General features: G+C 42.4%; 28 protein-coding genes, 1 riboswitch and 1 other annotated feature. Of the genes, 5 read left to right on the forward strand and 23 right to left on the reverse strand.

Annotation, left to right across the window (positions count from 1 at the left end):
* Window positions 1-15: 15 nt before the first annotated feature.
* The 5 genes from queA to ID12_RS17010 form a co-directional block, all read right to left on the reverse strand.
* Window positions 16-1044 (reverse strand): tRNA preQ1(34) S-adenosylmethionine ribosyltransferase-isomerase QueA, encoded by a 1029-nt coding sequence (gene queA, locus ID12_RS16990; protein WP_007501498.1) that lies wholly within the window; start codon window positions 1042-1044, stop codon window positions 16-18.
* A 34-nt stretch (window positions 1045-1078) separates the two neighbouring features.
* On the reverse strand, window positions 1079-1279 hold the full coding sequence (locus tag ID12_RS16995; RefSeq protein ID WP_008342752.1) for a DUF2905 domain-containing protein: 201 nt from the start codon (window positions 1277-1279) through the stop codon (window positions 1079-1081).
* The gene (ruvB, locus tag ID12_RS17000; protein WP_007501501.1) at window positions 1272-2276 is read right to left on the reverse strand and encodes a Holliday junction branch migration DNA helicase RuvB; all 1005 of its coding nucleotides are present in this window, start codon (window positions 2274-2276) and stop codon (window positions 1272-1274) included. The genes ID12_RS16995 and ruvB overlap by 8 nt, the downstream gene beginning before the upstream one ends.
* An 11-nt stretch (window positions 2277-2287) precedes the next feature.
* Window positions 2288-2893, reverse strand: coding sequence for a Holliday junction branch migration protein RuvA (gene ruvA, locus ID12_RS17005; protein WP_017358123.1), 606 nt, complete (start codon window positions 2891-2893; stop codon window positions 2288-2290).
* A 147-nt stretch (window positions 2894-3040) separates the two neighbouring features.
* Entirely contained in the window at window positions 3041-3553 is a 513-nt protein-coding gene (locus ID12_RS17010; protein WP_008342756.1) for an intercompartmental signaling factor BofC, read from the reverse strand.
* 226 nt (window positions 3554-3779) lie between these two features.
* On the opposite strand from ID12_RS17010, the gene ID12_RS17015 reads away from it, so the two are divergent.
* A complete protein-coding gene (locus tag ID12_RS17015) occupies window positions 3780-4424 on the forward strand; it encodes a serine/threonine protein kinase (RefSeq protein ID WP_017358124.1) in 645 nt (214 codons plus the stop codon).
* Between the two features lie 32 nt (window positions 4425-4456).
* Here ID12_RS17015 and ID12_RS17020 read toward each other — a convergent pair whose 3' ends face one another.
* Complete coding sequence (locus ID12_RS17020; protein WP_008342761.1) at window positions 4457-4639, reverse strand: hypothetical protein; 183 nt, start codon at window positions 4637-4639, stop codon at window positions 4457-4459.
* A 192-nt stretch (window positions 4640-4831) separates the two neighbouring features.
* On the opposite strand from ID12_RS17020, the gene ID12_RS19415 reads away from it, so the two are divergent.
* On the forward strand, window positions 4832-4981 hold the full coding sequence (locus tag ID12_RS19415) for a hypothetical protein (RefSeq protein WP_164704278.1): 150 nt from the start codon (window positions 4832-4834) through the stop codon (window positions 4979-4981).
* A 30-nt stretch (window positions 4982-5011) separates the two neighbouring features.
* Here the strand turns inward: ID12_RS19415 and thiC are convergent, their stop codons facing one another.
* Entirely contained in the window at window positions 5012-6772 is a 1761-nt protein-coding gene (thiC, locus tag ID12_RS17025; protein ID WP_050827702.1) for a phosphomethylpyrimidine synthase ThiC, read from the reverse strand.
* A gap of 126 nt (window positions 6773-6898) precedes the next feature.
* Window positions 6899-7008, reverse strand: a riboswitch (TPP riboswitch).
* A gap of 238 nt (window positions 7009-7246) precedes the next feature.
* Between thiC and ID12_RS17030 the strand changes: the two genes are divergently transcribed.
* Entirely contained in the window at window positions 7247-7879 is a 633-nt protein-coding gene (locus ID12_RS17030) for a LysE family transporter (RefSeq protein WP_008342767.1), read from the forward strand.
* A gap of 46 nt (window positions 7880-7925) precedes the next feature.
* Here the strand turns inward: ID12_RS17030 and ID12_RS17035 are convergent, their stop codons facing one another.
* The 5 genes from ID12_RS17035 to nadB form a co-directional block, all read right to left on the reverse strand.
* Complete coding sequence (locus ID12_RS17035) at window positions 7926-8546, reverse strand: YhcN/YlaJ family sporulation lipoprotein (protein ID WP_050827510.1); 621 nt, start codon at window positions 8544-8546, stop codon at window positions 7926-7928.
* A 133-nt stretch (window positions 8547-8679) separates the two neighbouring features.
* Entirely contained in the window at window positions 8680-9888 is a 1209-nt protein-coding gene (gene safA, locus ID12_RS19630) for a SafA/ExsA family spore coat assembly protein (protein WP_050827512.1), read from the reverse strand.
* Between the two features lie 131 nt (window positions 9889-10019).
* Window positions 10020-11129 (reverse strand): quinolinate synthase NadA, encoded by a 1110-nt coding sequence (gene nadA, locus ID12_RS17045; protein ID WP_017367719.1) that lies wholly within the window; start codon window positions 11127-11129, stop codon window positions 10020-10022.
* Window positions 11116-11979: a carboxylating nicotinate-nucleotide diphosphorylase gene (nadC, locus tag ID12_RS17050; protein ID WP_017367720.1), complete on the reverse strand. Its 864-nt coding sequence runs from the start codon at window positions 11977-11979 to the stop codon at window positions 11116-11118. The genes nadA and nadC overlap by 14 nt, the downstream gene beginning before the upstream one ends.
* Window positions 11961-13532: an L-aspartate oxidase gene (nadB, locus tag ID12_RS17055; RefSeq protein WP_080987806.1), complete on the reverse strand. Its 1572-nt coding sequence runs from the start codon at window positions 13530-13532 to the stop codon at window positions 11961-11963. Before nadB ends, nadC begins: the two co-directional genes overlap by 19 nt.
* A gap of 92 nt (window positions 13533-13624) precedes the next feature.
* Between nadB and ID12_RS17060 the strand changes: the two genes are divergently transcribed.
* Both ID12_RS17060 and ID12_RS17065 read left to right on the forward strand, forming a co-directional pair.
* Window positions 13625-14773, forward strand: a complete 1149-nt coding sequence (locus ID12_RS17060) for an IscS subfamily cysteine desulfurase (RefSeq protein WP_048001814.1) — start codon at window positions 13625-13627, stop codon at window positions 14771-14773.
* Between the two features lie 3 nt (window positions 14774-14776).
* Window positions 14777-15316, forward strand: a complete 540-nt coding sequence (locus tag ID12_RS17065; protein ID WP_048001815.1) for a transcription repressor NadR — start codon at window positions 14777-14779, stop codon at window positions 15314-15316.
* Between the two features lie 24 nt (window positions 15317-15340).
* Here the strand turns inward: ID12_RS17065 and pheA are convergent, their stop codons facing one another.
* The 11 genes from pheA to minC form a co-directional block, all read right to left on the reverse strand.
* Window positions 15341-16219: a prephenate dehydratase gene (gene pheA, locus ID12_RS17070; protein WP_017358133.1), complete on the reverse strand. Its 879-nt coding sequence runs from the start codon at window positions 16217-16219 to the stop codon at window positions 15341-15343.
* A gap of 18 nt (window positions 16220-16237) precedes the next feature.
* Window positions 16238-16681 carry an ACT domain-containing protein gene (locus ID12_RS17075; RefSeq protein WP_008342790.1) on the reverse strand — a complete coding sequence of 148 codons (444 nt, stop codon included), beginning with the start codon at window positions 16679-16681 and terminating at the stop codon, window positions 16238-16240.
* A 55-nt stretch (window positions 16682-16736) separates the two neighbouring features.
* Window positions 16737-18023 (reverse strand): GTPase ObgE, encoded by a 1287-nt coding sequence (gene obgE / locus ID12_RS17080; protein ID WP_007501521.1) that lies wholly within the window; start codon window positions 18021-18023, stop codon window positions 16737-16739.
* Window positions 18024-18044: 21 nt separating this feature from the next.
* Window positions 18045-18638, reverse strand: a complete 594-nt coding sequence (locus ID12_RS17085) for a sporulation initiation phosphotransferase B (RefSeq protein WP_007501522.1) — start codon at window positions 18636-18638, stop codon at window positions 18045-18047.
* A 277-nt stretch (window positions 18639-18915) separates the two neighbouring features.
* Window positions 18916-19200: a 50S ribosomal protein L27 gene (rpmA, locus tag ID12_RS17090; RefSeq protein WP_003216586.1), complete on the reverse strand. Its 285-nt coding sequence runs from the start codon at window positions 19198-19200 to the stop codon at window positions 18916-18918.
* 12 nt (window positions 19201-19212) lie between these two features.
* Entirely contained in the window at window positions 19213-19551 is a 339-nt protein-coding gene (locus ID12_RS17095; RefSeq protein WP_007501524.1) for a ribosomal-processing cysteine protease Prp, read from the reverse strand.
* Between the two features lie 14 nt (window positions 19552-19565).
* Window positions 19566-19874: a 50S ribosomal protein L21 gene (gene rplU / locus ID12_RS17100; protein WP_003216781.1), complete on the reverse strand. Its 309-nt coding sequence runs from the start codon at window positions 19872-19874 to the stop codon at window positions 19566-19568.
* A 12-nt stretch (window positions 19875-19886) separates the two neighbouring features.
* Window positions 19887-19960, reverse strand: a sequence feature (ribosomal protein L21 leader region).
* Between the two features lie 66 nt (window positions 19961-20026).
* On the reverse strand, window positions 20027-20896 hold the full coding sequence (locus ID12_RS17105) for a M50 family metallopeptidase (protein WP_041506793.1): 870 nt from the start codon (window positions 20894-20896) through the stop codon (window positions 20027-20029).
* Window positions 20889-21680: a M23 family metallopeptidase gene (locus tag ID12_RS17110; protein WP_050827517.1), complete on the reverse strand. Its 792-nt coding sequence runs from the start codon at window positions 21678-21680 to the stop codon at window positions 20889-20891. The genes ID12_RS17105 and ID12_RS17110 overlap by 8 nt, the downstream gene beginning before the upstream one ends.
* Window positions 21681-21789: 109 nt before the next feature.
* Window positions 21790-22593 (reverse strand): septum site-determining protein MinD, encoded by an 804-nt coding sequence (gene minD, locus ID12_RS17115; protein ID WP_017358134.1) that lies wholly within the window; start codon window positions 22591-22593, stop codon window positions 21790-21792.
* 2 nt (window positions 22594-22595) lie between these two features.
* The gene (minC, locus tag ID12_RS17120) at window positions 22596-23279 is read right to left on the reverse strand and encodes a septum site-determining protein MinC (RefSeq protein ID WP_007501533.1); all 684 of its coding nucleotides are present in this window, start codon (window positions 23277-23279) and stop codon (window positions 22596-22598) included.
* Window positions 23280-23318 lie beyond the last annotated feature (39 nt).

A 23318-nucleotide genomic window follows, 5' to 3' on the forward strand; every position in this document is an offset into this window, starting at 1 on the left:
CTTTGTTGTATAATGTTATTGAATCAGCATGGCATCGCCAAAACTGAAGAATCGATATTCCTCTTTTACAGCCTCATTGTACGCTTTTAGGACGTGTTCTCGTCCAGCTAATGCACTGACAAGCATAATTAAAGACGATTTTGGCAGGTGGAAATTCGTGATCATGCCATCAATTGCCTTAAATGTATAGCCTGGATAAATAAAAATCGACGTCCATCCGCTTGACGCTTTGAATTCACCATCATAAGCACTTGCAATGGTTTCAAGCGTTCTTGTCGAAGTTGTTCCGACTGAAATAATTCGCCCGCCTTCTTTGCGCACTCGATTAAGCTCTTCTGCCGTTTCTTCATTCATTTCGTAAAACTCTGCGTGCATTTCATGTTCTTCAATGCGTTCAGCACTGACCGGTCGAAATGTACCAAGCCCAACATGGAGCGTAATAAATGCAATATGCACTCCTTTTGCTTTAAGAGCATCTAGCAGTTCATTTGTAAAGTGAAGACCGGCAGTAGGCGCAGCAGCGGAACCAACTTCTTTGGAATAGACGGTTTGATAACGCTCACGATCGTCAAGCTGCTCTTTAATGTACGGAGGCAGCGGCATTTCACCTAAGGATTCAAGTACTTCATAAAAAATGCCTGTATACTGAAACTCAACTTTTCTTCCGCCATGTTCCAGTTCTTCTGTACATACCGCTTTTAATCGTCCATCACCAAATGTAATGACTGTTCCGTTTTTCACACGTTTTGCTGGTTTCACGAGCGTTTCCCATTTGTCTCCTTCTTCTTGTTTCAAAAGAAGCAGCTCCACTTTAGCACCCGTATCCTCTTTCGTTCCAAACAGACGTGCAGGTAATACACGTGTATTGTTTAAAACGAGACAATCACCCTTTTGAAAGTAATCTGTGATTTGCGAGAATGTATCATGTGTGATGTCACCTGTTTGTTTATTTAAGACCATCAGTCTTGATGCATCTCGTTTTTCAAGCGGCACTTGTGCAATCAATCTTTCTGGTAAATCAAAATCAAATAGTTCTAACTTCATTTCCTTCACCTATTCTGTAGTTAACTAGTTAACGTTATTTCATCCGTCCGAAGACATTGAGTAAAATGGTTAGGACGATGCTAATGACAATGCATGTAATCACAGGAAAAAAGAACGTTACGTTCCCTTTTTTCACGAAAATATCGCCTGGAAGTTTCCCAACCAATTGAAACACTAAACCTGCGGCAAAAAGGACACCACCTAAAATCATCAACATTTTAGGGAATTCAGTCACGAATCGGAACCTCCATATGAAAATGTTCATACGCTTCTCTTGTGACGACCCGCCCTCTTGGTGTTCTTTGCAGAAAACCAATTTGCAGTAAATACGGTTCGTACACATCTTCAATCGTATGTGATTCTTCTCCAATTGTCGCTGAGATCGTATCAAGTCCAACAGGACCGCCTCTAAATTTTTCAATCATACTTAAAAGCAGTTTATGATCGATATGATCAAGTCCGAGTCTGTCAACTTGCAGACGCTCAAGAGCATCTTCTGCAATGTCTTGCGTGATCGCATGATTTCCAAGCACCTGCGCAAAATCTCTTACTCTTCTGAGCAGACGATTGGCGACCCTCGGTGTACCTCTAGATCTTCTTGCAATCTCTTCAGCTGAACGAATGTCGATCCCAATCTCAAACAGCTCGGCTGTTCTTGCTACAATGTGAGCCAAATCTCTTTGCTCATAGTATTCCAATCTTGCATGAACCCCAAACCTATCACGAAGCGGCGCTGTTAAAAGCCCAACACGGGTTGTAGCACCTACAAGCGTAAATGGCGGTAAATCAAGCCGCACAGAGCGTGCTGTATCTCCTTTTCCAATCACGATATCTAGACAAAAATCCTCCATCGCTGGATATAGCACTTCCTCTATTGAACGTTGCAAGCGATGAATTTCATCAATAAACAGAACATCGCCAGGTTCAAGAGATGTTAAGATCGCCGCCAAGTCGCCAGGGCGTTCAATCGCTGGTCCAGACGTTGTACGCAGCTGAACATTCATTTCATTGGCAATGATCGACGCAAGCGTTGTTTTCCCAAGTCCCGGCGGTCCATATAAAAGAACGTGATCCAGCGTTTCCTGCCTCATTCGTGCAGCTTCAATAAATACGCTGAGATTATCCTTTACTTTCTGCTGGCCAATATATTGACTAAGCGTCTGTGGACGCAGACTTTGCTCAATGGCTGATTCATGGTTGTCTGCTTCAGTTGAGACGAGCCGTTCATCCATGAGACATCACCCTATTTCAACATTTTTTGTAAAGCTTTTTTCACATATTGATCGGTTGTAAGATTCTTCTCTTCTTTTAATAAAGGAAGAACCTTTTTGATTTCACGATCACCATACCCAAGGACACTTAAGGCTTCAACCGCTTCATCTAAAGCGCTTTGCTGCGTTTCAATCTGGATATGATCCTCGTGGTTAAATAAGTTTCCTATCATTTCAGGCACCACATCTGCGAGCTTCCCTTTCAGATCTAGAATGATCTGACGTGCTGTTTTTTTGCCAACACCCGGGAATTTAATGAGAAAAGCTTCATCCTCTCGTTCGATCGCTGAAATGACAGCGCCAGGGTCACCGGAAGCAAGAATCGCAAGCGCACCCTTCGGTCCAATCCCTGTGACATTTAACAGTTTTGTGAACAACGCTTTTTCTTCTCGTGTTTGAAATCCATATAACGAAAAAGCGTCTTCCTTTATGTAATGATACGTATAAATCGTTTCTTGTTTTGTTACTCGATAGATAAACGGATTTGGGGTATAGACTTGATATCCCACTCCGCCGTTTTCAATGACAACATATTGCGGGCACACATAATCAATGGTCCCTTTTACAAACTCTATCACCGTTTTCACCTCTTTGACTGTTCTCCATTGTAACATAAATCGAAGAGAAAACCGTAATAAAAGTTAACATACGTTCGCTCAGCCTTTTTTCATCGTCAACCCATGAAAAAGAGCTTGCGGTCTTCACACCAGCAAGCTGTCATACGATTAAAACGATTGTTCATTTCGGTAAGGTTTCATGACTTCAAGCACATGCTCAAATTCATCTTTTGTTCGAAACGGAATGCCTTGTGCAAGCTGTTGCTCTACATGACTTTCCAAGCGGGACGTATCAATTTGAAAAAAGAGATGAATAGGCTCCGCCCACCCGTCAGGCCTTCCATGAAACGTAGAAATCACGCCGTCTTCTGATAATCCGATATATCCATTTGCTTTACTTAAAGGCGATATATCGTCAATTTGCTTTCTAAAAAGGGCAAAATCCTCTCGCTGTTCTACCAATGTCCAGCCCTTATACTGGGCCCAAAATGTGTCTTTGTCTTCTAATGATGCCCGCTGTCTTTCAATACTTACATCACCGTCTAGATAGACCTTTTCAAGCTGAACGTTGATGGTTTTTGACTCTTTTTGCAAGTGTTCTGCTGCTTCCATATCAACAGCGAAAAAGAGTACACTTGTCATGATAAGTCCTGTAACGAAATACTTTATTTTCACTTTCACTATTTACACCTCTTTAGAACATAAGATCGATGCATGACATATGTAGTTTGACCCATTTTGCTAAACATTAACCAAATCGATGTCTTGACACATATTGAGAGTCTTTCGTTGTATCCTTCGTGCGTAAATGTTATGTTTTATACAATCCATTGCTCTACCGAATTACATGGTTTTTTCATCATTCGTTTTTCAGCCGCATAAACTGAAACCAAAGAAGGTGAAGTCAATGTCAGATGTCAAAAGATTAGCCGAATCGATTCAGTATCAAGAAGAAAAGCGTTTTAATAAGCTCGTCTTTAAACCGGCTGAGCTTGAGCTGTGCGGCAAAGGAAGAAGTGCCTATGTATTTTCATACAAAAAAGACGGCAAAAAAATGGCGTTAAAAGTCTTTTTTCCTTCTTATCGAAACATCGCCCGCAAAGAGGCTGCAATTTATGAAAAACTTTCCGGCTCCTCCTATTATCCTGAGATTTACGAGTCTGGGGATCAGTATATTTTAATGGAATATATTAAAGGTTATACTTTCTATGAATGCCTGACAAAAGGAATTCCGATCAAAAAACAAATGATTGAACAAGTAGATGATGCATTGGAAGAAGCACGCGCGAAAGGTTTAAATCCTTCTGATATTCATCTGCGGAATTTAATTTTAACAAAGGATGGCCGCGTCAGGGTCATTGACGTCGCCCGCTTCACGCAAACGAAAACATGTCATCAATGGGATGATTTAAAAGCTGCATACGCCTATTATCAAAAACCTTTTTTCCCTAAAAAAGCGCCGCGTCTATGGCTTGAAGTGATTGCCTATTTGTATAAGAAAAACTGGCTGTCTCGAAGTCAGCTGAACAATCGAAATGATTTTACTGCATAATGAAAGCCGCTCTTTTCGAGCGGCTTTCTGTTTTATTCTGTTTCTACATGGATACTATTCACATTTAATAGGTTAATGATTTCATTATTCAGCTTAAACCAATGATTGGCTTCCTCAATTTTTTTATACACATCATAGGTAGCTGGACGTTTCAGCTCGAAATCGAGCACTTCCCCATTGTTCATATGAAATGTTACCTTAAATACTTTCATCATAAGATCACCTTCCACTCTGTCTTGTTCACTAACCGAATCGGTCAGCTCTTTTCATTCATTCTCTATTCAATCCGTTTCCCCTGCTTCTTTCCTTCTAAACACAAGAAGTTTAAATTTTGTTTAAATTCGCACAACATATCTATCTAGATACGCTTCAAAAGAAGTATATTGAATGAAAAGGAGGCTGTCTTTATGAAACAAAAGAAAAAACGAATATCTCCAGAGAGACAAACAGTTCTATTTCATTTAACAGATGCCTTCATCCCAAGTGTTGAAACGATGGCGATTGCAGTAAGAGCATTTTTGCACCTCGTAAGAAAAGCCATTTCAGCCGTTTTATAAAACCCCGCACTAGAGGAGTGCGAGGTTTTTTTAGGATTGATAGATTTGGCTGCCTTGATTGATAAACTCTTTTGCCTTCTTCTCCATCTCTCTTTTCACTTCTTCTGATTGGTTGCGGATGTCATGGGATATTTTCATACTGCAAAACTTTGGTCCACACATGGAACAAAAATGAGCAGTTTTAGCACCTTCAGCAGGCAATGTTTCATCATGGAATGCCAGCGCTCGTTCTGGGTCAAGTGACAGGTGAAATTGATCCCGCCATCTGAATTCAAATCTCGCTTTTGATAAGGCATCATCACGCTTTTGAGCAGCAGGATGTCCTTTTGCTACATCAGCTGCATGTGCAGCAATTTTATAAGCGATGACGCCTTCTCTTACATCTTCTTTGTTCGGCAGACCTAAATGCTCTTTTGGTGTCACATAGCACAGCATGGCTGTTCCGTACCAGCCGATCATCGCCGCACCGATCGCAGATGTAATATGATCATATCCCGGTGCAATATCTGTTGTTAGAGGACCTAACGTATAAAAAGGTGCCTCTTTGCATATCTCCATCTGCTTATCGACATTCTCTTTGATTTTATCCATTGGAACATGACCAGGTCCTTCAATCATGACCTGTACATCATGTTTCCAAGCGATCTCTGTCAATTCCCCTAACGTTTCCAGCTCTGCAAACTGCGCTTCGTCATTTGCGTCCGCAATGGATCCAGGTCTGAGCCCGTCCCCAAGCGAAAAGGCAATGTCATACGTTTTCATGATTTCACAAATTTCTTCAAAATGGGTATACAGAAAGTTCTCTTGATGATGAGCGAGACACCATCTTGCCATAATGGCTCCGCCTCTTGAAACAATTCCTGTGACACGGTCGACTGTGAGCGGAATATACCTTAACAGGACGCCCGCATGAATGGTGAAGTAGTCAACCCCTTGCTCTGCCTGTTCAATTAATGTGTCTCGGTATACTTCCCACGTCAAATTTTCTGCGATTCCATTCACTTTTTCAAGTGCCTGATAAATTGGGACCGTTCCTACTGGGACTGGGCAATTGCGGATAATCCATTCTCTCGTTGTATGAATGTCCTTTCCTGTAGACAGGTCCATCATCGTATCTGCCCCCCATCTAATTGCCCATGTCATCTTCTCCACCTCTTCTTCAATGGACGACGTCACAGCTGAATTGCCAATATTCGCATTAATTTTCACGTGAAAATTCTTTCCGATGATCATCGGCTCACTTTCAGGATGGTTGATATTCGCTGGAATGACCGCTCTTCCACTAGCCACTTCCTCTCTAACAAACTCAGGACTTAGCTGTTCTCTCAAAGCGATAAACTCCATTTCAGGCGTAATGATCCCCTTTTTTGCATAATGCATTTGCGTCACACAAGCACCTTGTTTCCCGCGGAGCGGTATATGATGAAAATCTGTCTGGGCAGCTTGAAAGGATTCTTTCCCGTTCAAGCGATATCCATTATCTTCTGGCTTTACTTGACGCCCTTCATAGCTTTCAGTATCTTCTCTTTCTTTAATCCATGCTGATCTCAGGCGCTTTAATCCCTTTGTGACATCAATATGAGCCTCCGCATCTGTATACGGTCCACTTGTATCGTACACACGAATCGGTTCATTTTCGATATCACCTGCTTGTGTCACTGTATTTGTGAGCACGATTTCTCTTTTTGGCACCAAAATGTCAGGTCTTGAGCCTTGTTCATATACCTTTCGACTGCCTTCAAAGTTTGATAATAAAGATTGCGTTGATGGAACATTTGTCTTTTCATTCATTTGCTGTTCTCTCCTTCTTTTCGTGTGACCGGTCAGGATGGAATCAGCACCAGCAAAAAACCAGATTCTATGTAAAGAACCTGGTTTCGTCGTCAGAAAAAAACATGTATGCCATTCATATGGCACATGTATCATCTTCAACTTCCCCACGCTGGTACGAGCCAGATCAGGTCCAAAGGGTTAAGAAGCTTGTCTTCTCTCTCAGCCCGCATTTCCGGGCACCCCTAGTCACTTATATTGATTTCCACAACAGTGTAGCATAGCTGAGAAATGAAAAAAAGAAGTTTTAGGAAAATAGTTCCTTTCCCCTACAATGAATACACGATCTTCACGATATACATCTTTCTATACACGATTTATCTCTCTCATTTCGATTAAATAAGAAATAATCATTGATCCTTTTCTCCTAATTTGTATAATTAATCTAAACGGAGAATTTTTATACAAACATGATTCAAAGGAAGTTCTAGTCGATTGCAAACATTTCTTACATTTATCGTCGTTGGATTCTCAATTGCTCTACCTGTTGGAGCGATCACGGTTGAAATGACAAAGCAGGGATTAAAAAACGGATTCTTTCATGGATTAACTGTAGGCGCTGGTGGTATGACCATCGATATATTGCTCATCTTGGCTTTATATGCTGGATTTGCTCAATTTTTATCTTTGCCCTTTATCCAAATTCCGCTCTGGCTGATCGGTGCCATCTTTTTAATGATTCTTGCCTACGATTCGATTAAAAATGCGGATCAAGACATCCATTTAGCAGGAGAAAAAGTGAATAAATCATTCGCTAAAACATACCGAAATGGGCTGCTCGTCGCGGTATCACCTGGAAACCTTGTGTTCTGGGTATCTGTGTTTGGTGCTGTACTGGCAGATGCTTATACGAATACAAATTCATCTGAATTTATATTGGCTGCTGCGGGTATTTTGGCAGGGATTCTTCTTCATGACATCGGTCTTCTCACGATTGTTTCCCTAACAAGAAAAGTGATGAACCGAACAATGATTAAGTGGACTTCCATTATTGCCGGTATTTTATTACTTGGATTTGGCTGTTATTTCTTTTATGAATTTTATATCGGGATCAAAGTTTATTTTTAAAGAAAGGCTAAAGTTCGTCATGAACTTTAGCCTTTTTTATTTCAGCTTAACGGGTCATGCCTGTCTGACCTGTTTCAAATTGCGTTTTTCTCATATCTCTGAAGCGTGTAAATGCGCCTTCGTCTTTAATGACTTGGACAGCTCTTCCATCTGCATAACGAGTCGCTGCTTCTTCTACTTGTGATACACCCTCTGATGTCAAGCGCCCATCTGTTTTAAGAGCAATATACACATTTTCATCCGTCACCATGACTTGTGAGTCTGTCACATGGTTCATTTTGTTCACTCGGTTGGCGATTTTTCTTGAACGCTGGATGTTCTCTTGTTTATCGTAGCCAGAGAACGACATTTGGTTATGATAGTTCATATCTCCATGACTGTAGCGTCCATCTCCACCAGTAAGTGGCATTCTCACTTGATCCTGTGTAGGGCGTGAACGATCATCAACATTCGTTGTATTTCTTCCGTTCATTCCCTCCATAAGCTCAGAAACCGGTCCTTGATGATCTTGGTTGTTGTCTGTTGCCTGTTGATTGGAGTGGTATCCAACTGGCTGGCCTGATTGATTATGACGTGTATCTACACCCGCATTGTTATTTGTACCACATGCCGTTAATCCAATAGATAGAAGCACTAAGGCGATTGTTTTTTGCCATTTTTGTCTCAAACGAAAAACCTCCTGTACAAATTGAATCTCATGAGCGCAAAACAGGCTCTGTTTTAGCATGTACAGTTGAGGACAAAAACAAGCTGTCAGTTATAAACAAAAAAAGGAACGATTGAGATCGTCCCTTGTGTCATTAATCTTCTTCGTCTTCTTCTGGTCTTGCAAAGACAGATGGGTTTTGATAAGGCTGCTGCATATAAGGCTGTGCTGGATAAGCACCCATTTGACCATATGGAACAGGGTTTGGATAATGTCCAGGCCATGGTTGATGATGCTTCATGCCATCATCGCATCCGCAGTCTTCCTTGCCATATGCTTCATTTGGAGCGTTTGGATAAAAGCCTTGATTGGCATTGGCATTTGCATTTGCATTTGCATTTGCGCCTGCATTTGGATGCATATGGTGGTGCCAGTGATGCCCATCGTTTGCATGATGCTCATGATGTTCACCGTAATAAGCCGGTGCTTGATACGCAGGATAATACGGCTGAGCTGCCGGGTAAGGATACGGCATCATGTGATGGTGATAATACGGCTGTACCGGATAACAAAGGCCTGATCCCGGTAAAATAGGAGAAGCGGGTACCATTTGCTGCGGATATGGATACATTGCTGGCATGTAATGACCATAACCATAATAAGGATCATATGACTCTTGATGATGGTGGTGATGCTCTTTATTTTCAGCCATGCCCCCTACTGCTGCCCCTCCAACATTCGGCATTTGCGGGAAATTAGGAAGGTTTGGGTAATTACTATGCTCCATTTCTTTTCCCTCCTCTTTTTGATGTGGGATATGAATGAATGGATCATATCCCTTTGCCACTTCATCTTTGAAATGATCCTTATTTTCATGATGAAAATGGTCCTTGTGATCTTTATGATCCTTTTTCTCATGAACATGATCTTTCTTTTCATGAACGTGATCTTTTTTCTCATGATGTTCTTTTTTGGGAGGAGGCGTGAATGGCTGGTAGAGATTCGTCTGATAATAGTTTACATCAACTTGTGGAAAAACTGGCTGTTCAATCTTTGGTACTGGTGGCACATAAGGTACCGGTTCATTCGGTTTTTCCTTCGGCTTCGTATCTTGAACTTGCACGACATCCTTTGGCTTTTCTTTTACATACGGGTGTTCTTTTGCTTTTGGCATTTCTTTTGCTTTGTGATGATCGGTTTTGACAGGAACACCACTAGATGGAATTTTGATTTTCATTCCTGGCATGATCAAATCTGGATTACTGAGCTGCGAATTTAATTTTTTCAATTCTTGAAAGTCGACTCCGTACTTCTTTGAAATTTTCCAAAGGGAGTCTCCTTTTTGCACAATATGAATTTTCAACGTTTTCCCCTCCTATGCAAAACGTGAACGTAGCGGTTATGTCAGAAGTACAATATGTTTCAACATAAATTTATGCCTATTTACAAGCCGATATGATAAAAACTTGTTTTCTGATAGGAGGGGACACTTCATTATTTAATGGTGAGCATCTTATTTAAAGCGAGCAATGCCTCTTTTGTCGTCTCTTCATTCACTTGAATCAAACCGACCGGCTCCCCTTTTTCAATGCTTTCAAGTGACCATAGTAGATGAGGCAGATCAATACGGTTCATTGTCAAACATGGACACATATCTGGATTGAGGGATTCGATTTGTTTGTCAGGGTGCTGGTCAATGATGCGTTTCACTAAATTCATTTCTGTTCCAATGGCCCACTTACTTCCTGCTGGTGCCTGCTTGATCGTATCAATAATAAATTTCGTTGAACCAGCTAGATCAGAAGCCTTTACGACTTCATGCGTACACTCTGGATGAACAAGAATCTGTATGTCACGGTCACGTTTTCTCGTTTGTTCAATATTCTCAATGGTAAATTTCTCATGAACAGAGCAATGACCTTTCCATAAAATCATTTTGATTCGATGAAGCGGTTGGTCGGTGATGAGCTTTTCTTCTATTTGATCCCAGACAGCCATTTCCTCTAGCGGAATCCCTAAATCATAGGCTGTGTTACGCCCTAAATGCTGATCAGGAAGAAAAAGAATTCGCTCTTTTTGGGTCAGCGCCCACTCCAATACTTTTTTAGCGTTTGAAGATGTGACAGTCGATCCGCCATGTTTGCCGACAAATGCTTTAATATCAGCCGTTGAGTTTACATAAGTCAGCGGAAGGATCGTATCTCCAAACAGCTCAGTGAGCTGATCCCACGCCCTGTCTGTTTGTTTCATATTCGCCATATCTGCCATTGAACAACCTGCTCTCATATCTGGCAAAAAGACGTGCTGATTCTTTTTTGATAGCATATCGGCCGTTTCTGCCATAAAATGAACCCCGCAAAATACAATGTATTCTGCTTCGTGATTGTCAGCAGCAATTTGTGCAAGCTGCAATGAATCACCTGTCACATCAGCAAATTGGATGACTTCATCTTTTTGATAATGATGACCCGGTATAAAAAGCTTTGATCCAAAAGCGCTTTTAATCTCTAATACTCTCTCTTTCATTTCATCATAAGAGCGCTGTTTATATTCATCTGGCATCATGGCTGTATGCTGTGCTGCTAACACATCAAGCATGGACATGAGTCGTTCCCCCTTTATGGCTGAATTCCATATTCATACTAAAATCGAATGATGGAGCAGAATGTGTAAGGAATCCAAGTGAAATAAGGTCTACACCTGTCCCCCGGTAGTTAGCCACATTCTCTAACGTGATGCCGCCTGATGCCTCTGTCAATATGGTTTCAGGGGTCATTTGTTTAAAGCGCTTCACTTCGTCTGGAGAGCAGTTGTCAAACATGATGACATCTGCTTTGGCATCAATGGCTTCCATCAGCTGTGCTTCTGATTCAATTTCCACTTCAATTTTCACCATATGACCGGCGTATGCTCTTGCTTTCTCCACAGCTTCCCTGATAGAACCACAAGCCGCAATATGATTATCTTTAATCATCACACCATCGGATAAGCCGAAACGATGATTCTTTCCGCCTCCGACTTTTACTGCGTACTTCTCCAGCATGCGCAAACCGGGTGTCGTCTTTCTCGTATCACAAATCGTAATAGATGGATCAGCTAATCGCTCTACTGCTTCATGCGTTAGTGTAGCAATCCCTGTCATTCTTTGTAGGATATTCAACACCACCCGCTCCCCTTTCAGCAAGTCGTTGACGGGGCCTGTTATTTGTGCCAGTACAGCCCCTTCATGAATCCAATCACCTTCCTGGAAAAACAGCTCAGTTTGAACTTGTTCATTCAGCAGTTTGTATCCCATATCAATGACTTGTGTCCCGGCCAATACGCCTGATTGTTTCGCCATGATGTAAGCTGTTCCTTTCTTGTCTCCAAAGATGGCATCAGCGGATACATCTCCAAACCCAATATCTTCTTTTAAAAAATGAGTGAGCATTTGCTTTAACTGTAAACGTTCCATTTGGCACCAATCCTTTCATTTTTTACGGTATAAATATGGCCCTGTTCATGTACAATCTGTTTTGCTCGCCACGAAGCATCGTGCCGATTTGGATAATCGATGCGATAATGACCGCCCCTACTTTCTGTTCTGAGTAATGCGGATTTGATAAGGCATATGGCTAAAGCCCATTGATTCGTTATTTCGATCTGTTCATTTGTGATATTTTTCACATTAATTTGCTGAAAAGAGACTTGTTCTAAATGATCGAGCAAAGTCTGTAAGCCTTTCTCATCTCTCACAATTGCGGCATATGCTGTCATCCATTTTCTGAGCTGAGCCTGTGACACCGTTGGGACAGACCATACTTCTTGAATGGAAAGAGCAGGGTTTTTATCTTGCTGGGCTTGCAACCGCTCAACATACCGTGCCGCCTTGTTTCCTAAAACGAGACCTTCTAAGAGCGAATTACTTGCCAGTCGATTGGCGCCGTGTAAACCTGTACAAGCTGCTTCACCAATGGCGAAAAGTGATGGAACAGTTGTTTCTCCATGTTCATTCACCTTAATTCCACCCATTAAAAAGTGCATACCGGGTGAAACTGGCAGCCTTCCGCTTGCCATATCAACTCCCGCACGCTGACACATCGAAGCAATCGCAGGAAAACGTGCAGAAAAATGCGGAATATCACGGATGTTAAGATAAATGGAATGACCGAGTTGCTGCTCATGGAAAATGGTCCTTGCCACCACATCTCTAGGCGCTAAATCGCTCTGCGGGTGGATTCCTTTCATGATCCGCCTGCCTGATTCATCTTCTAAATAGGCGCCCTCTCCCCTGACTGCCTCTGATACGAGACCGATCGCTTTACCTGAAGTGGTCAAAAGGGTCGGATGGAATTGCACAAATTCGAGATCTACTAGCTGTGCCCCTGCGCGATAGGCCATCATCAGACCATCTCCTGTCACAGACGGATCATTTGTGTTTGTTTCATATAAGGATCCACAGCCGCCAGTGGATAATACAACTGCATCCGCGGTCATTGTATGTACATGACCTTTTTCGTCTTTCCACACAACACCGGTACATACCCCTTCATGAACTAATAGATCCATGACATGATGATTTTCGTATACATGAATGTGTGAGCCGAGCTTCCCTTTCAAAAACTGCACGAGGGTTTTTCCCGTTTGATCTCCTCCTGCATGCAGAATACGATGGGTCGTATGGGCTCCCTCTTTACCTAACTGCGGAATTCCCGTTTCATCTCGATCAAATGGGCAGCCCTCTTCTACGAGCTTCTTTACAAGATCTTTTCCATGACGGACGATCTCCTGTACAGTTTTGTCATCATTGTGACCACACCCCGCAGCTAAAGTGTCTTGCACATGCTGATCGACAGAATCATGTGCGGAAAAGGCTGCAGCGATTCCCCCTTGTGCGAGCATGGAATTACTAGAGGAAAATTGTTTTTTTGTCATCATGATGACTTGGCAGTTCTCTGAGATCGTATTCACAAAGGAAAGAGCCGCAATGCCCGACCCCACCACAATGACTTTTTTGATAGATGACACAATCGCCCCTCCTGTCATTTACACCTGTCTTGACACATATCATTACACAACACTACAATAAATACAAGAAAAAATTTTCACACAGGAGATGGATGGATTTGATTTATTTAGATTATGCAGCTTCTACACCTGTTTCTGAGGAATCACTGCATGTATTTCAGCAGTTGAGCAAAGAATGTTACGGAAATGCGAGCAGCCTGCATGATGCAGGAGGAAGAGCAAATGAAATCTTGGCTTACAGCAGACAATCACTTGCAGCGATTCTAGGGGGCGAACCTGATAGTATTTACTTTACAAGTGGCGGAACTGAATCCAATATCCTTGCGATTCAATCGATCATAAATGGGCTACCTCCACATAAACAGCATGTCATTACCACATCAGTAGAGCACCCTTCTGTTCATCATGCGGTCAATGCCTTGCAGCGTCTCGGTGTGAAGGTGACGGTCATAGAACCGAATCAAGAAGGAATTATCACAAAGGAGATTCTCAAACAGGCTCTATTGCCTGAAACCGGACTAGTATCCATCCAGCATGCCAACTCAGAAACTGGGATTATTCAGCCATTAGCTGAATTAGCAACGCTCTTAAAAGAAAGAGACATTCTTTTTCATACAGATGCAGTGCAAACATTCGGAAAAATGCATGTGTCGATTAAAGAACTAGGGGTTGATGCCCTCTCCATTTCGAGTCATAAAGTGTATGCACCTAAGGGCGCCGGTGCTGTCTATATGGGGGCACATGTCCCTTGGAAGCCTATATATCAAGATACTGTTCAGGAAAATGGTCTACGCCCAGGGACAGTGAACGTGCCATGCATCGGTGCTTTTGTAGCCGCAAGCGAGCAAATCATGCTGAAAATAGATCAACAGCAACAGCTAGATATTCAGCTTCGTGATTATTTTCTTCAGCAGCTAAAAAAAAGGCAGCTGCCTGTCCGCATGCTGCAAGAAAGTGACCAGCGCCGCACGCTGCCTCATATTATTGGTTGTTTTTTTGAAGGGTTTGAAGGACAATATGTAATGTTAGCTTGTAACCGGCATGGGATTTGTATATCCACAGGAAGTGCGTGCGCTTCTGGTTATCACCACCCTTCCCCTGCTGTGAAGGCATTACATGTATCAGATCGTGATGCCCTTCAATTCATTCGACTATCATTTGGACGAGGATCATCAAAGGATGACATCGATCAGCTTTTGCATACATTTGAGAGCTTGCAAAAGGAGAAGAAAGGAGCATAAAACGTGGAACAAGAGAGAAAACTCATTGGCGAAGATAGAAGAAACGCCATTTTAAAGTGGCTACAAGAGACTGATACACCACTCACCGGAAGTTTTTTAGCTAAAAAAGCCGCTGTCTCACGACAAGTCATTGTACAAGATATTTCATTACTAAAAGCAAAAAACGAACCCATTATTGCCACAAGCCAAGGCTATGTGTATATGGCGCAGCATACACCGGAAACTGAAATTGAACAGATTATCGCTTGCAAGCACGATCCTCATCGTACAGAAGAGGAGCTGACACTGATTGTAGACTACGGTGTAACGGTGAAAGACGTGATCATTGAGCACCCTGTCTACGGGGAGCTGACGGCCTCTATTCGAGTGAGTACGCGCAAACAAGTGGCTGACTTCGTTCATCATATTTCTAATACGGGCGCCTCCTACTTATCAGAGCTGACAGACGGCGTACACTTACATACCCTTACTTCATACAGCCAAAAGCAGCTTGACCAAGCCATTCAAGCGCTTGATGACGCTGGATTTCTCATTAAAGACTAAAAAAATAGTGTCCCCAAGAGGACACTATTTTTCATTCGTTAATTCATATGTTTGATAGCTGCCGAGTAGTTTCACTTCACAGCCAATCGCTTCTAATTCTTGAATGGCGCCAGGGACAAGTACATCATCCATCTCTTTTTCGATATCAATGATAAATAAATAGTGTCCAAGGCCTGTTTTTGTCGGACGCGATTCAATTTTGGACAAATTGAGATTCCGCCATGAAAAAGCTGATAACACACGGTGCAATGCACCTGACTGATCATCCTTTGGCAGGCTGACAACAATGGTCGTTTTTGGCTTTGAAGAAAAACCAGAATTCATTGGGAACGATGCCTTCGCCTCTTTATGTAAAATGACAAAACGTGTATGATTGTGCGGATAATCATGAATGTCTTTTTTCGCAATCGTCAATCCGTACGTTTTTGCGGCGATTTCATTCGCAATCGCACCAACAGCTTCATCTGGATGCTCACTGATGTATTTCGCTGCATAGCCTGTTGATTCCACTGGCCGATGCGGGATATTAGGAAACTGTCTCTTCAAAAATTGATGACACTGCGCAATGGCGTGCGGATGTGACTGAATCACATCTAATGTCTCCCAGCTCTCCGCTCTCGATGGATGGACAAGCAGGTGCTGGCGAATCGGTGCTGTCATTTCGCCCACAATGGACAAAGCGTCCTCATGAATTAAATAATCAATTGTTAAGTTCACAGATCCTTCGAGTGCATTTTCAAGTGGAACGACCGCCAAATCTACTTCTCCCTTTGACACAGCATCCATACATTGCGGAATGGTTGCATAAGCCCGCTGCTCTGCATCTTTTGGAAAACAAGAACAGACAGCCAAATGAGTAAATGTGGCCTCTGGTCCAAAGTAACCTACCGTTAATTGCTTCATCTGCTATGATCTCTCCTTTTACGCCCCAGAACCTAGAATTTCAACTTTTTCGACAAATTCAAGTTTTCTTAATTGATTCATGACTGTATTGATATCATCTGCCATGCCGGCCGTACTGATCGACAGGGTAACATTCGCTCTTCCTTGCAACGGAATCGTTTGGTGAATGGATAACACATTACAGCCAGAGTCAGCCACAATTTGCAGCAGCCTAGACAGAGCCCCAGACCGATCCTCCAGGTGGAAAAACAATGTGATGATCTGCTCTTTGACCATCGTATAAAATGGAAAAACAGCATCTCGATATTTATAAAAAGCACTGCGGCTTAAATCCGCTTTTTGAACAGCATCGGCAACTGAATCCGCTTTTTTGCGATCGAGAAGCTTTTTGACTTCAAGCGTTTTTCGCATCGCATCCGGAAGTACATCCTCTCTTACTAAATAGAACGTTTCTTCTTTCACCTGTTTTCTCCCCTTTTAAAAACGGGAGAGCCCATGAACTGGACCCTCCTTTTGATCAATCGATAAATTCAAATTCAAATTCAAGCAGACGAATGATGTCTCCATCTTTTGCACCACGTTCACGCAGGGCATCATCAACGCCCATTCCGCGCAGCTGTCTAGAGAATCGTTTCACTGACTCGTCCCTTGAGAAATCTGTCATCTTAAACAGTCGCTCAAGTGCTTTACCAGTTAAGACAAACGTACCATCAGGATCTCTTGAGATCTCAAATGCTGCTTCTCCTTCATCAAACTTGTACATCACACGGTTATCAGAGAGCTCTTCTTCATTGTAGAGCGGGAATTCCGGTGTTGTTTCAAGCTGATTGGCGATTTCAAATAAGAGCTCACGAAGCCCTTCTCTTGTGATCGCACTAATTGGGAACACTTTATAGTCATCTGTTAATTTTTCTTTAAATGCCGCTAGATTGTCAGCTGCATCCGGCATGTCCATTTTGTTCGCTACAATGATTTGCGGACGCTCTGTCAATCTCATATTGTATTGCTCAAGCTCTTCGTTAATCGTCACGTAATCTTCGTATGGGTCACGCCCTTCAAGTCCAGACATATCAATGACATGGACAATGACACGTGTACGTTCAATGTGGCGTAAAAATTGATGACCTAAGCCAACACCTTCGTGCGCTCCTTCGATCAGTCCTGGCAGATCCGCCATGACAAAACTTCGGTTATCGTCTGTTTCAACAACTCCAAGGTTTGGCACAAGCGTTGTAAAATGATAATCCGCAATTTTTGGTTTCGCAGAAGAGACAATCGAAAGCAGTGTTGACTTCCCGACACTTGGGAAACCAACAAGTCCAACATCTGCAAGTACTTTTAATTCTAAGATGACGTCACGTTCTTTACCTGGCTCACCGTTTTCAGACAGCTGTGGTGCAGGGTTTGCTGGTGTTGCGAAGCGTGAATTTCCACGTCCGCCACGTCCACCTTTGGCAATCACAGCCCGCTGTCCATGCTCTGTCAAGTCAGCTAGTACTTGTTCCGTCTCAGCATCTGTCACAACTGTACCCGGCGGAACTTTAACAATCATTTCTTCCGCATTTCGGCCATGCTGGTTTTTACTCATTCCATGCTCACCGCGGTCCGCCTTGAAATGACGCTTATAACGAAAGTCCATTAACGTTCTGAGTCCTTCGTCTACTTCAAAAACTACATCTGCACCATTTCCGCCGTCGCCGCCAGCTGGCCCGCCTTTTGGCACATATTTTTCACGACGGAACGCCACCATACCGTTTCCGCCGTCACCGCCTTTAACATACACTTTAACCTGATCTACAAACATAACTTCCTCCGTTTCTCTGCATCACATATCTCGTTCTTGCCTCAAACAAAGCTCAATCATGGACTCGTGATTCGTCACATGAAATTGCGTTATACTCATACATGGATAGTTTGCGTCATGAAACGCATTTAACGCATCCAAACTTGTTAATTTTCCTTTGAAATCAAAATATAAGATCACATCATTCTCTTCATGATCCGTTTGGAAAGTGACCGTTAAATGATTTTCAGTTTTTTGGCAAACTGATTGATCGAATATCGAAAACAACTCCCGTGATACCGTTAGCAGCTGCGATTCATATGCTGATAAGTCTCGGGTTTCACCAAGCACTTCATATTCTAGGGTGATAAAATGCGACTCCCAATTAAAGGTTAGAAAGTAATAGGCCAATTGGGGAATTTTTAAATTTGAGAGTTTGGATTCATGCTGTGCTTCAATGACCATTTCTTCTATTATTTCGAACACTCGGTCATATTTTTCTAATGTCAAGTTGCCTTTGATTAACTGCAATTTATTCATCCAGTCGTGTCTTGAACGACTAAGCAGATGGATCAATTCATTCGTTAATGCAACGTGAGTTAATTTTTCGTTTTGTTTACTTGGTATCTCTTCCATTATCGCACTCCCAATCGTTTGGTCTCTCTTTTAGGAGTCTTATCATCAATATGTCTCCCTGAATTATAACAGAGAAGACAGCTTAGAAAAACACTAGTTATGTGAGGAAAGGTTGTTTTTTCTGATCGTATAGGAGAAAATGAGGCAAAGTCAGCAAACATTCTTTGATATTTATGGAGTGCATCTTCTTTTATCATCTTCGGTACTACTTGTAAAAAGCGCAAAAGCTCCCTGAATAGTGAAAAAAACTCCAGTCAATGACCGGAGTTTTTAGCAATTATTGTGCCGCAGGATATACGCTCACTTTTTTACGGTCACGACCGAAACGTTCGAATTTAACTGTTCCGTCGATTTTAGCGAAAAGAGTGTCGTCGCCTCCGCGTCCAACGTTTTCACCTGGATAGATTTTCGTTCCACGTTGACGATAAAGGATAGAACCACCAGTTACGAATTGACCATCAGCACGTTTAGCGCCTAAACGTTTAGACTCAGAGTCACGTCCGTTCTTTGTAGAACCTACCCCTTTTTTAGATGCGAAAAATTGAAGATCTAATCTAAGCATGAAGTTCACCTCCTATTTTTTTGTAGATATTCTCACATAATCGTGATAATCTCGTTCAATTGTTTCTAAGGAAACGACCATGCCTTCTAAAAGCAACTGGGCTTTTTCAAAGGTGACTGGATCTGTATCAGCTGGCAGTTCAAAAGAGAAATACCCGCCTTCATCTCCAATATCAAGCAGTGGATCCATTCCTGTCAGTGCAATAATTGAATTGACTGACCCGAAAACAACAGCAGATACACCTGCACAAACGAGATCCTGACCTTTTTCAGCAAACTCGGCATGTCCAGTCATCTGAAAAGACGTAATGCTTTCATCTGCTGGCGACCGAGTAATGGTTGCTTTGATCATATCACTCACACGCCTTAAGCGTTGATTTTTTCGATAACAACTTTAGTGTAAGGTTGACGATGACCTTGTTTCTTGTGGTTGTTTTTCTTCGGTTTGTACTTGAACACAGTAATTTTTTTACCGCGACCTTGTTTTTCAACTTTAGCCGTTACTGTTGCTCCAGCAACTGAAGGGTTACCCACTTTGACAGTGTCTCCGCCGACAAACAATACGTTTTCGAAAGTAACTGTTTCACCTGCTTCAGCAGCTAGTTTTTCAACATAAACAGTTTGACCTTCTTCAACTTTTACTTGTTTGCCACCAGTTTCGATAATTGCGTACATCTCTGCACCTCCTAATAAACTCAGACTCGCCGAATACAGGGGGCCAATAGGCACTTTACACCTGCTCCGCGCGGTTGTAGCACGGGTGCTACATATCCATAACATTAAAAAATATATCAAATTAGACGCTGAATGTCAATGTATTTTCACCATTAGTACGGCAAAAGAAGATCTTCCATGGAAGAGGTGGTTCTTCGATCTGAAAAATAAGCATGGAGCAATTCATTTTCATCGAGCTGGCTCATTTTCACACCATTCCGTTCGATAATAATGGGATGCTTACAGCCCCTTTGGAATCGCGCCATCACTTCATATATTTTCTCCTCAGCACCCGCTCTCAGTGGAATGAGTTTCTCTACCTTTTGCTCTTTTTTACCATAATAACGTTCTAGTAAAAAACGTACCCTGATATAATGCCGCTGCCGGTGTTCCATCACAAGCGAGTAGGCTAAAAAAGTGAGCAGGATCCAGCCGTTGAATTGCAGCGGAGCAAAACAGAGCAACCCTGCTGTCAAAAGACCGAAAAAAATGAGAGAGCCTTTTATTGCAAGGGCATGTGCCTGTTGAAAAGGGTAAAAAACAGATAAGAGCAAAAAGAATAATTTCCCGCCATCAAGTGGCCAAATGGGCAAAAGGTTCACTAGAAAAATCGCTACATTATAAAAAGTAAACATCGTAAAGACGTCATATGAGATAAGTGAGGCTTCCATGAGAAGCCAGGCGACGAGCTGGAGCGGGACATGCTGAAGCGGTCCGCATAAAATGACCGCCAGCTCTTCTTTTAGCGGACGGTTCCCGTGCTCTTCTACTTCTACCGCCCCGCCAAATGGCAGTAAAAAAATCCGCCGAATCCGCCAGTGATAATAACAAGCAGCCGCTGCATGTCCAAGCTCATGGACACAGACGATAATGAGCAGACAAAGCAGCGGCTTAATTTGACCTGATAGCATGGCAAATGCCATGACTATCCAAAGGAGCGGGTGAACATGGACCTTTGTCAGCATGAGCAGCCATCTATTCAAAGGTCATCACCTGAATGGGATCAATAAACTGTTCATTTTGCTTAATGGCAAAGTAATATGTCCCCTTGCCTTGTTCATCAAGCGCAATTTGACCAATTTTTTCCCCCTTATCGACAAAATCGTATAAAGCCACATCGGCTTCTTTTAGTTGGCCGTACCAGCTGTAGCTGTTATCTGCATGCTGCACCACGACTGTGAGCCCTGTATCACTTTTCTTTTTCACTTCTACGACATAGCCTTCTTTCATACTATCGATGGCTTCAGCAGATGTTTCAACTTTGACTCCGGCACCATTTTGCGTGAAGGATTCCTGTACTTTTCCAGAGGCAGGGACAGCCAGTTCTTGATTGGCTTGTACGTCCTTTTGCCCTTCTTTTCTATCGGTTAAAAAGGCAAGTGGGTTTCCGACAGTTTTCTCAAACCACCGGTTGGCGGCGGCAAATTGAAAATCTTGTTCAAAGGTTTGACTGATCATCGGCTTCAGCTGCTGAAAAGGCCCCGCCTGCCCTTTAAATGAAATAGCGGCAATCAGTACAAGAGAGGCAGAAAGTAAACATTTAAGCACAAACGTATTTGAATGAAATAACGGATGGCGAAATTTTTTCGTTTGGTGAGACGTTGACTCGTAGGAAGCCGAGCCAGAATGCTTTTCTTCTTCTGTTAACATGACCCATGGCGGAATATCATCTTTCTTCTTGAAAGCTGCCTTCTTAGGGGCAGCAGCTGGCTGCTTCATTTTGCGGCGCTGCGCTATTTTCTTTCGATACTCGTCCACTCTTTTCATAAGATCACCCTTTACATACAAACAGTTTGTACATTTTATGTGGCGACCTCATATGATATGCAACAAAAAGACCGATTCTCATCGAATCGGTCTCATCTCACGTGAATCATTATGCTCTTACACCGAAAAATGCTTTCAGCTTTGCAAACATCCCTTTGTTTTCTTCTTCAAAGGATTGAAGAGGAACAGATTCACCTAGTACGCGGCGAGCAATATTGCGATACGCAATGGAAACTTTATTTTTAGCATCCATGACAATCGGTTCACCATTGTTTGAAGCCTTAATGACATCATCATCATCGGCTACAATGCCGAGAAGATCAATTGATAAATGATGAACAACTTCATCCACATCCATCGAATCGCCATTTTTCGCCATGTGTGTACGAATGCGGTTCACAATCAAACGAGGCGGTTCAATATCCTCTTGTTCCAGCAAGCCGATAATTCGGTCTGCATCTCTCACAGCTGAGATTTCAGGTGTCGTGACCACAATCGCTTTGTCAGCACCTGATACAGCATTTTTAAAGCCTTGCTCAATTCCAGCAGGGCAATCAATGACAACATAATCAAAGTCTTGTTTCAATGATTGAATTAATTCTTTGATCTGCTCCGGCTCTACCGCCGTTTTATCGCTTGTTTGAGCAGCAGGTAAAAGATACAACAGATCCTCGAACCGCTTATCCTTCACAAGCGCTTGGTGAATCTTGCATCTTCCTTCTACTACATCGACTAGATCATAAATAATGCGGTTTTCAAGCCCCATCACGACATCTAAATTCCGAAGGCCGATGTCGGTATCAACTAGACACACTTTTTTCCCTTGAATTGCTAGTGCTGTGCCTAAGTTTGCAGATGTTGTTGTTTTGCCAACGCCGCCTTTTCCTGAGGTAATCACAATAGCCTCGCCCAATTTCACATTCCTCCCTCAAGCCTTGTCAGATTAGGTCTTATATGAGCCAATTGCTGCAGGCGTTCAATGATCATATTGCCATCTATATCTAAATAAGCACATTCCATTTCATTTCCATCTTCTTTTTGATCCGGTGCACGGTTAAACACCTGTGCGATGCGAAGCTGGGTTGGAATCATATGAGATGCTGCAATCACAGCTTGCTTGTTTCCATTACATCCAGCATGCGCTACACCTTTTAACGCACCGAGCACAAAAATATTCCCCCCTGCACGAATGGTTCCGCCAGGGTTGACATCTCCTATTAATAAGAGATCCCCTTCGACATAAAGCACCTGTCCAGAGCGTACAATTTTTGCTACAGAAGTAATCTCAGCCTCTGCTTTTAAACGTCTCGCCTCTTCAGTTGACATGACGTCACTTTCAATAGAGTGAATGACGAGATGTTCATTTTCAGACACCGCTTCAGTTAAACGCGCCTCTTGATCCTCTGTTAAATATCGAAAACCAAGTTTAATATGCACATTGACTTTATGTCCTTCTCTTCCGTCTGTATATTGCTCAAGTAAAAGAACCTCTCGCAAGCCAGAAAGAAGGTCTTCAAACGAACAGTCATCATTTAACTGTAATGTTAATCCGTTTTTTGTACCTTTTATTGTCACATACTGCTGTTTTTGAGTTTTCAAGATGCTCACCTCAACAACATACTCATTTCGCCGTAATTG

The sequence above is a fragment of the Bacillus altitudinis genome, from assembly GCF_001191605.1.
Lineage (GTDB): Bacteria > Bacillota > Bacilli > Bacillales > Bacillaceae > Bacillus > Bacillus altitudinis.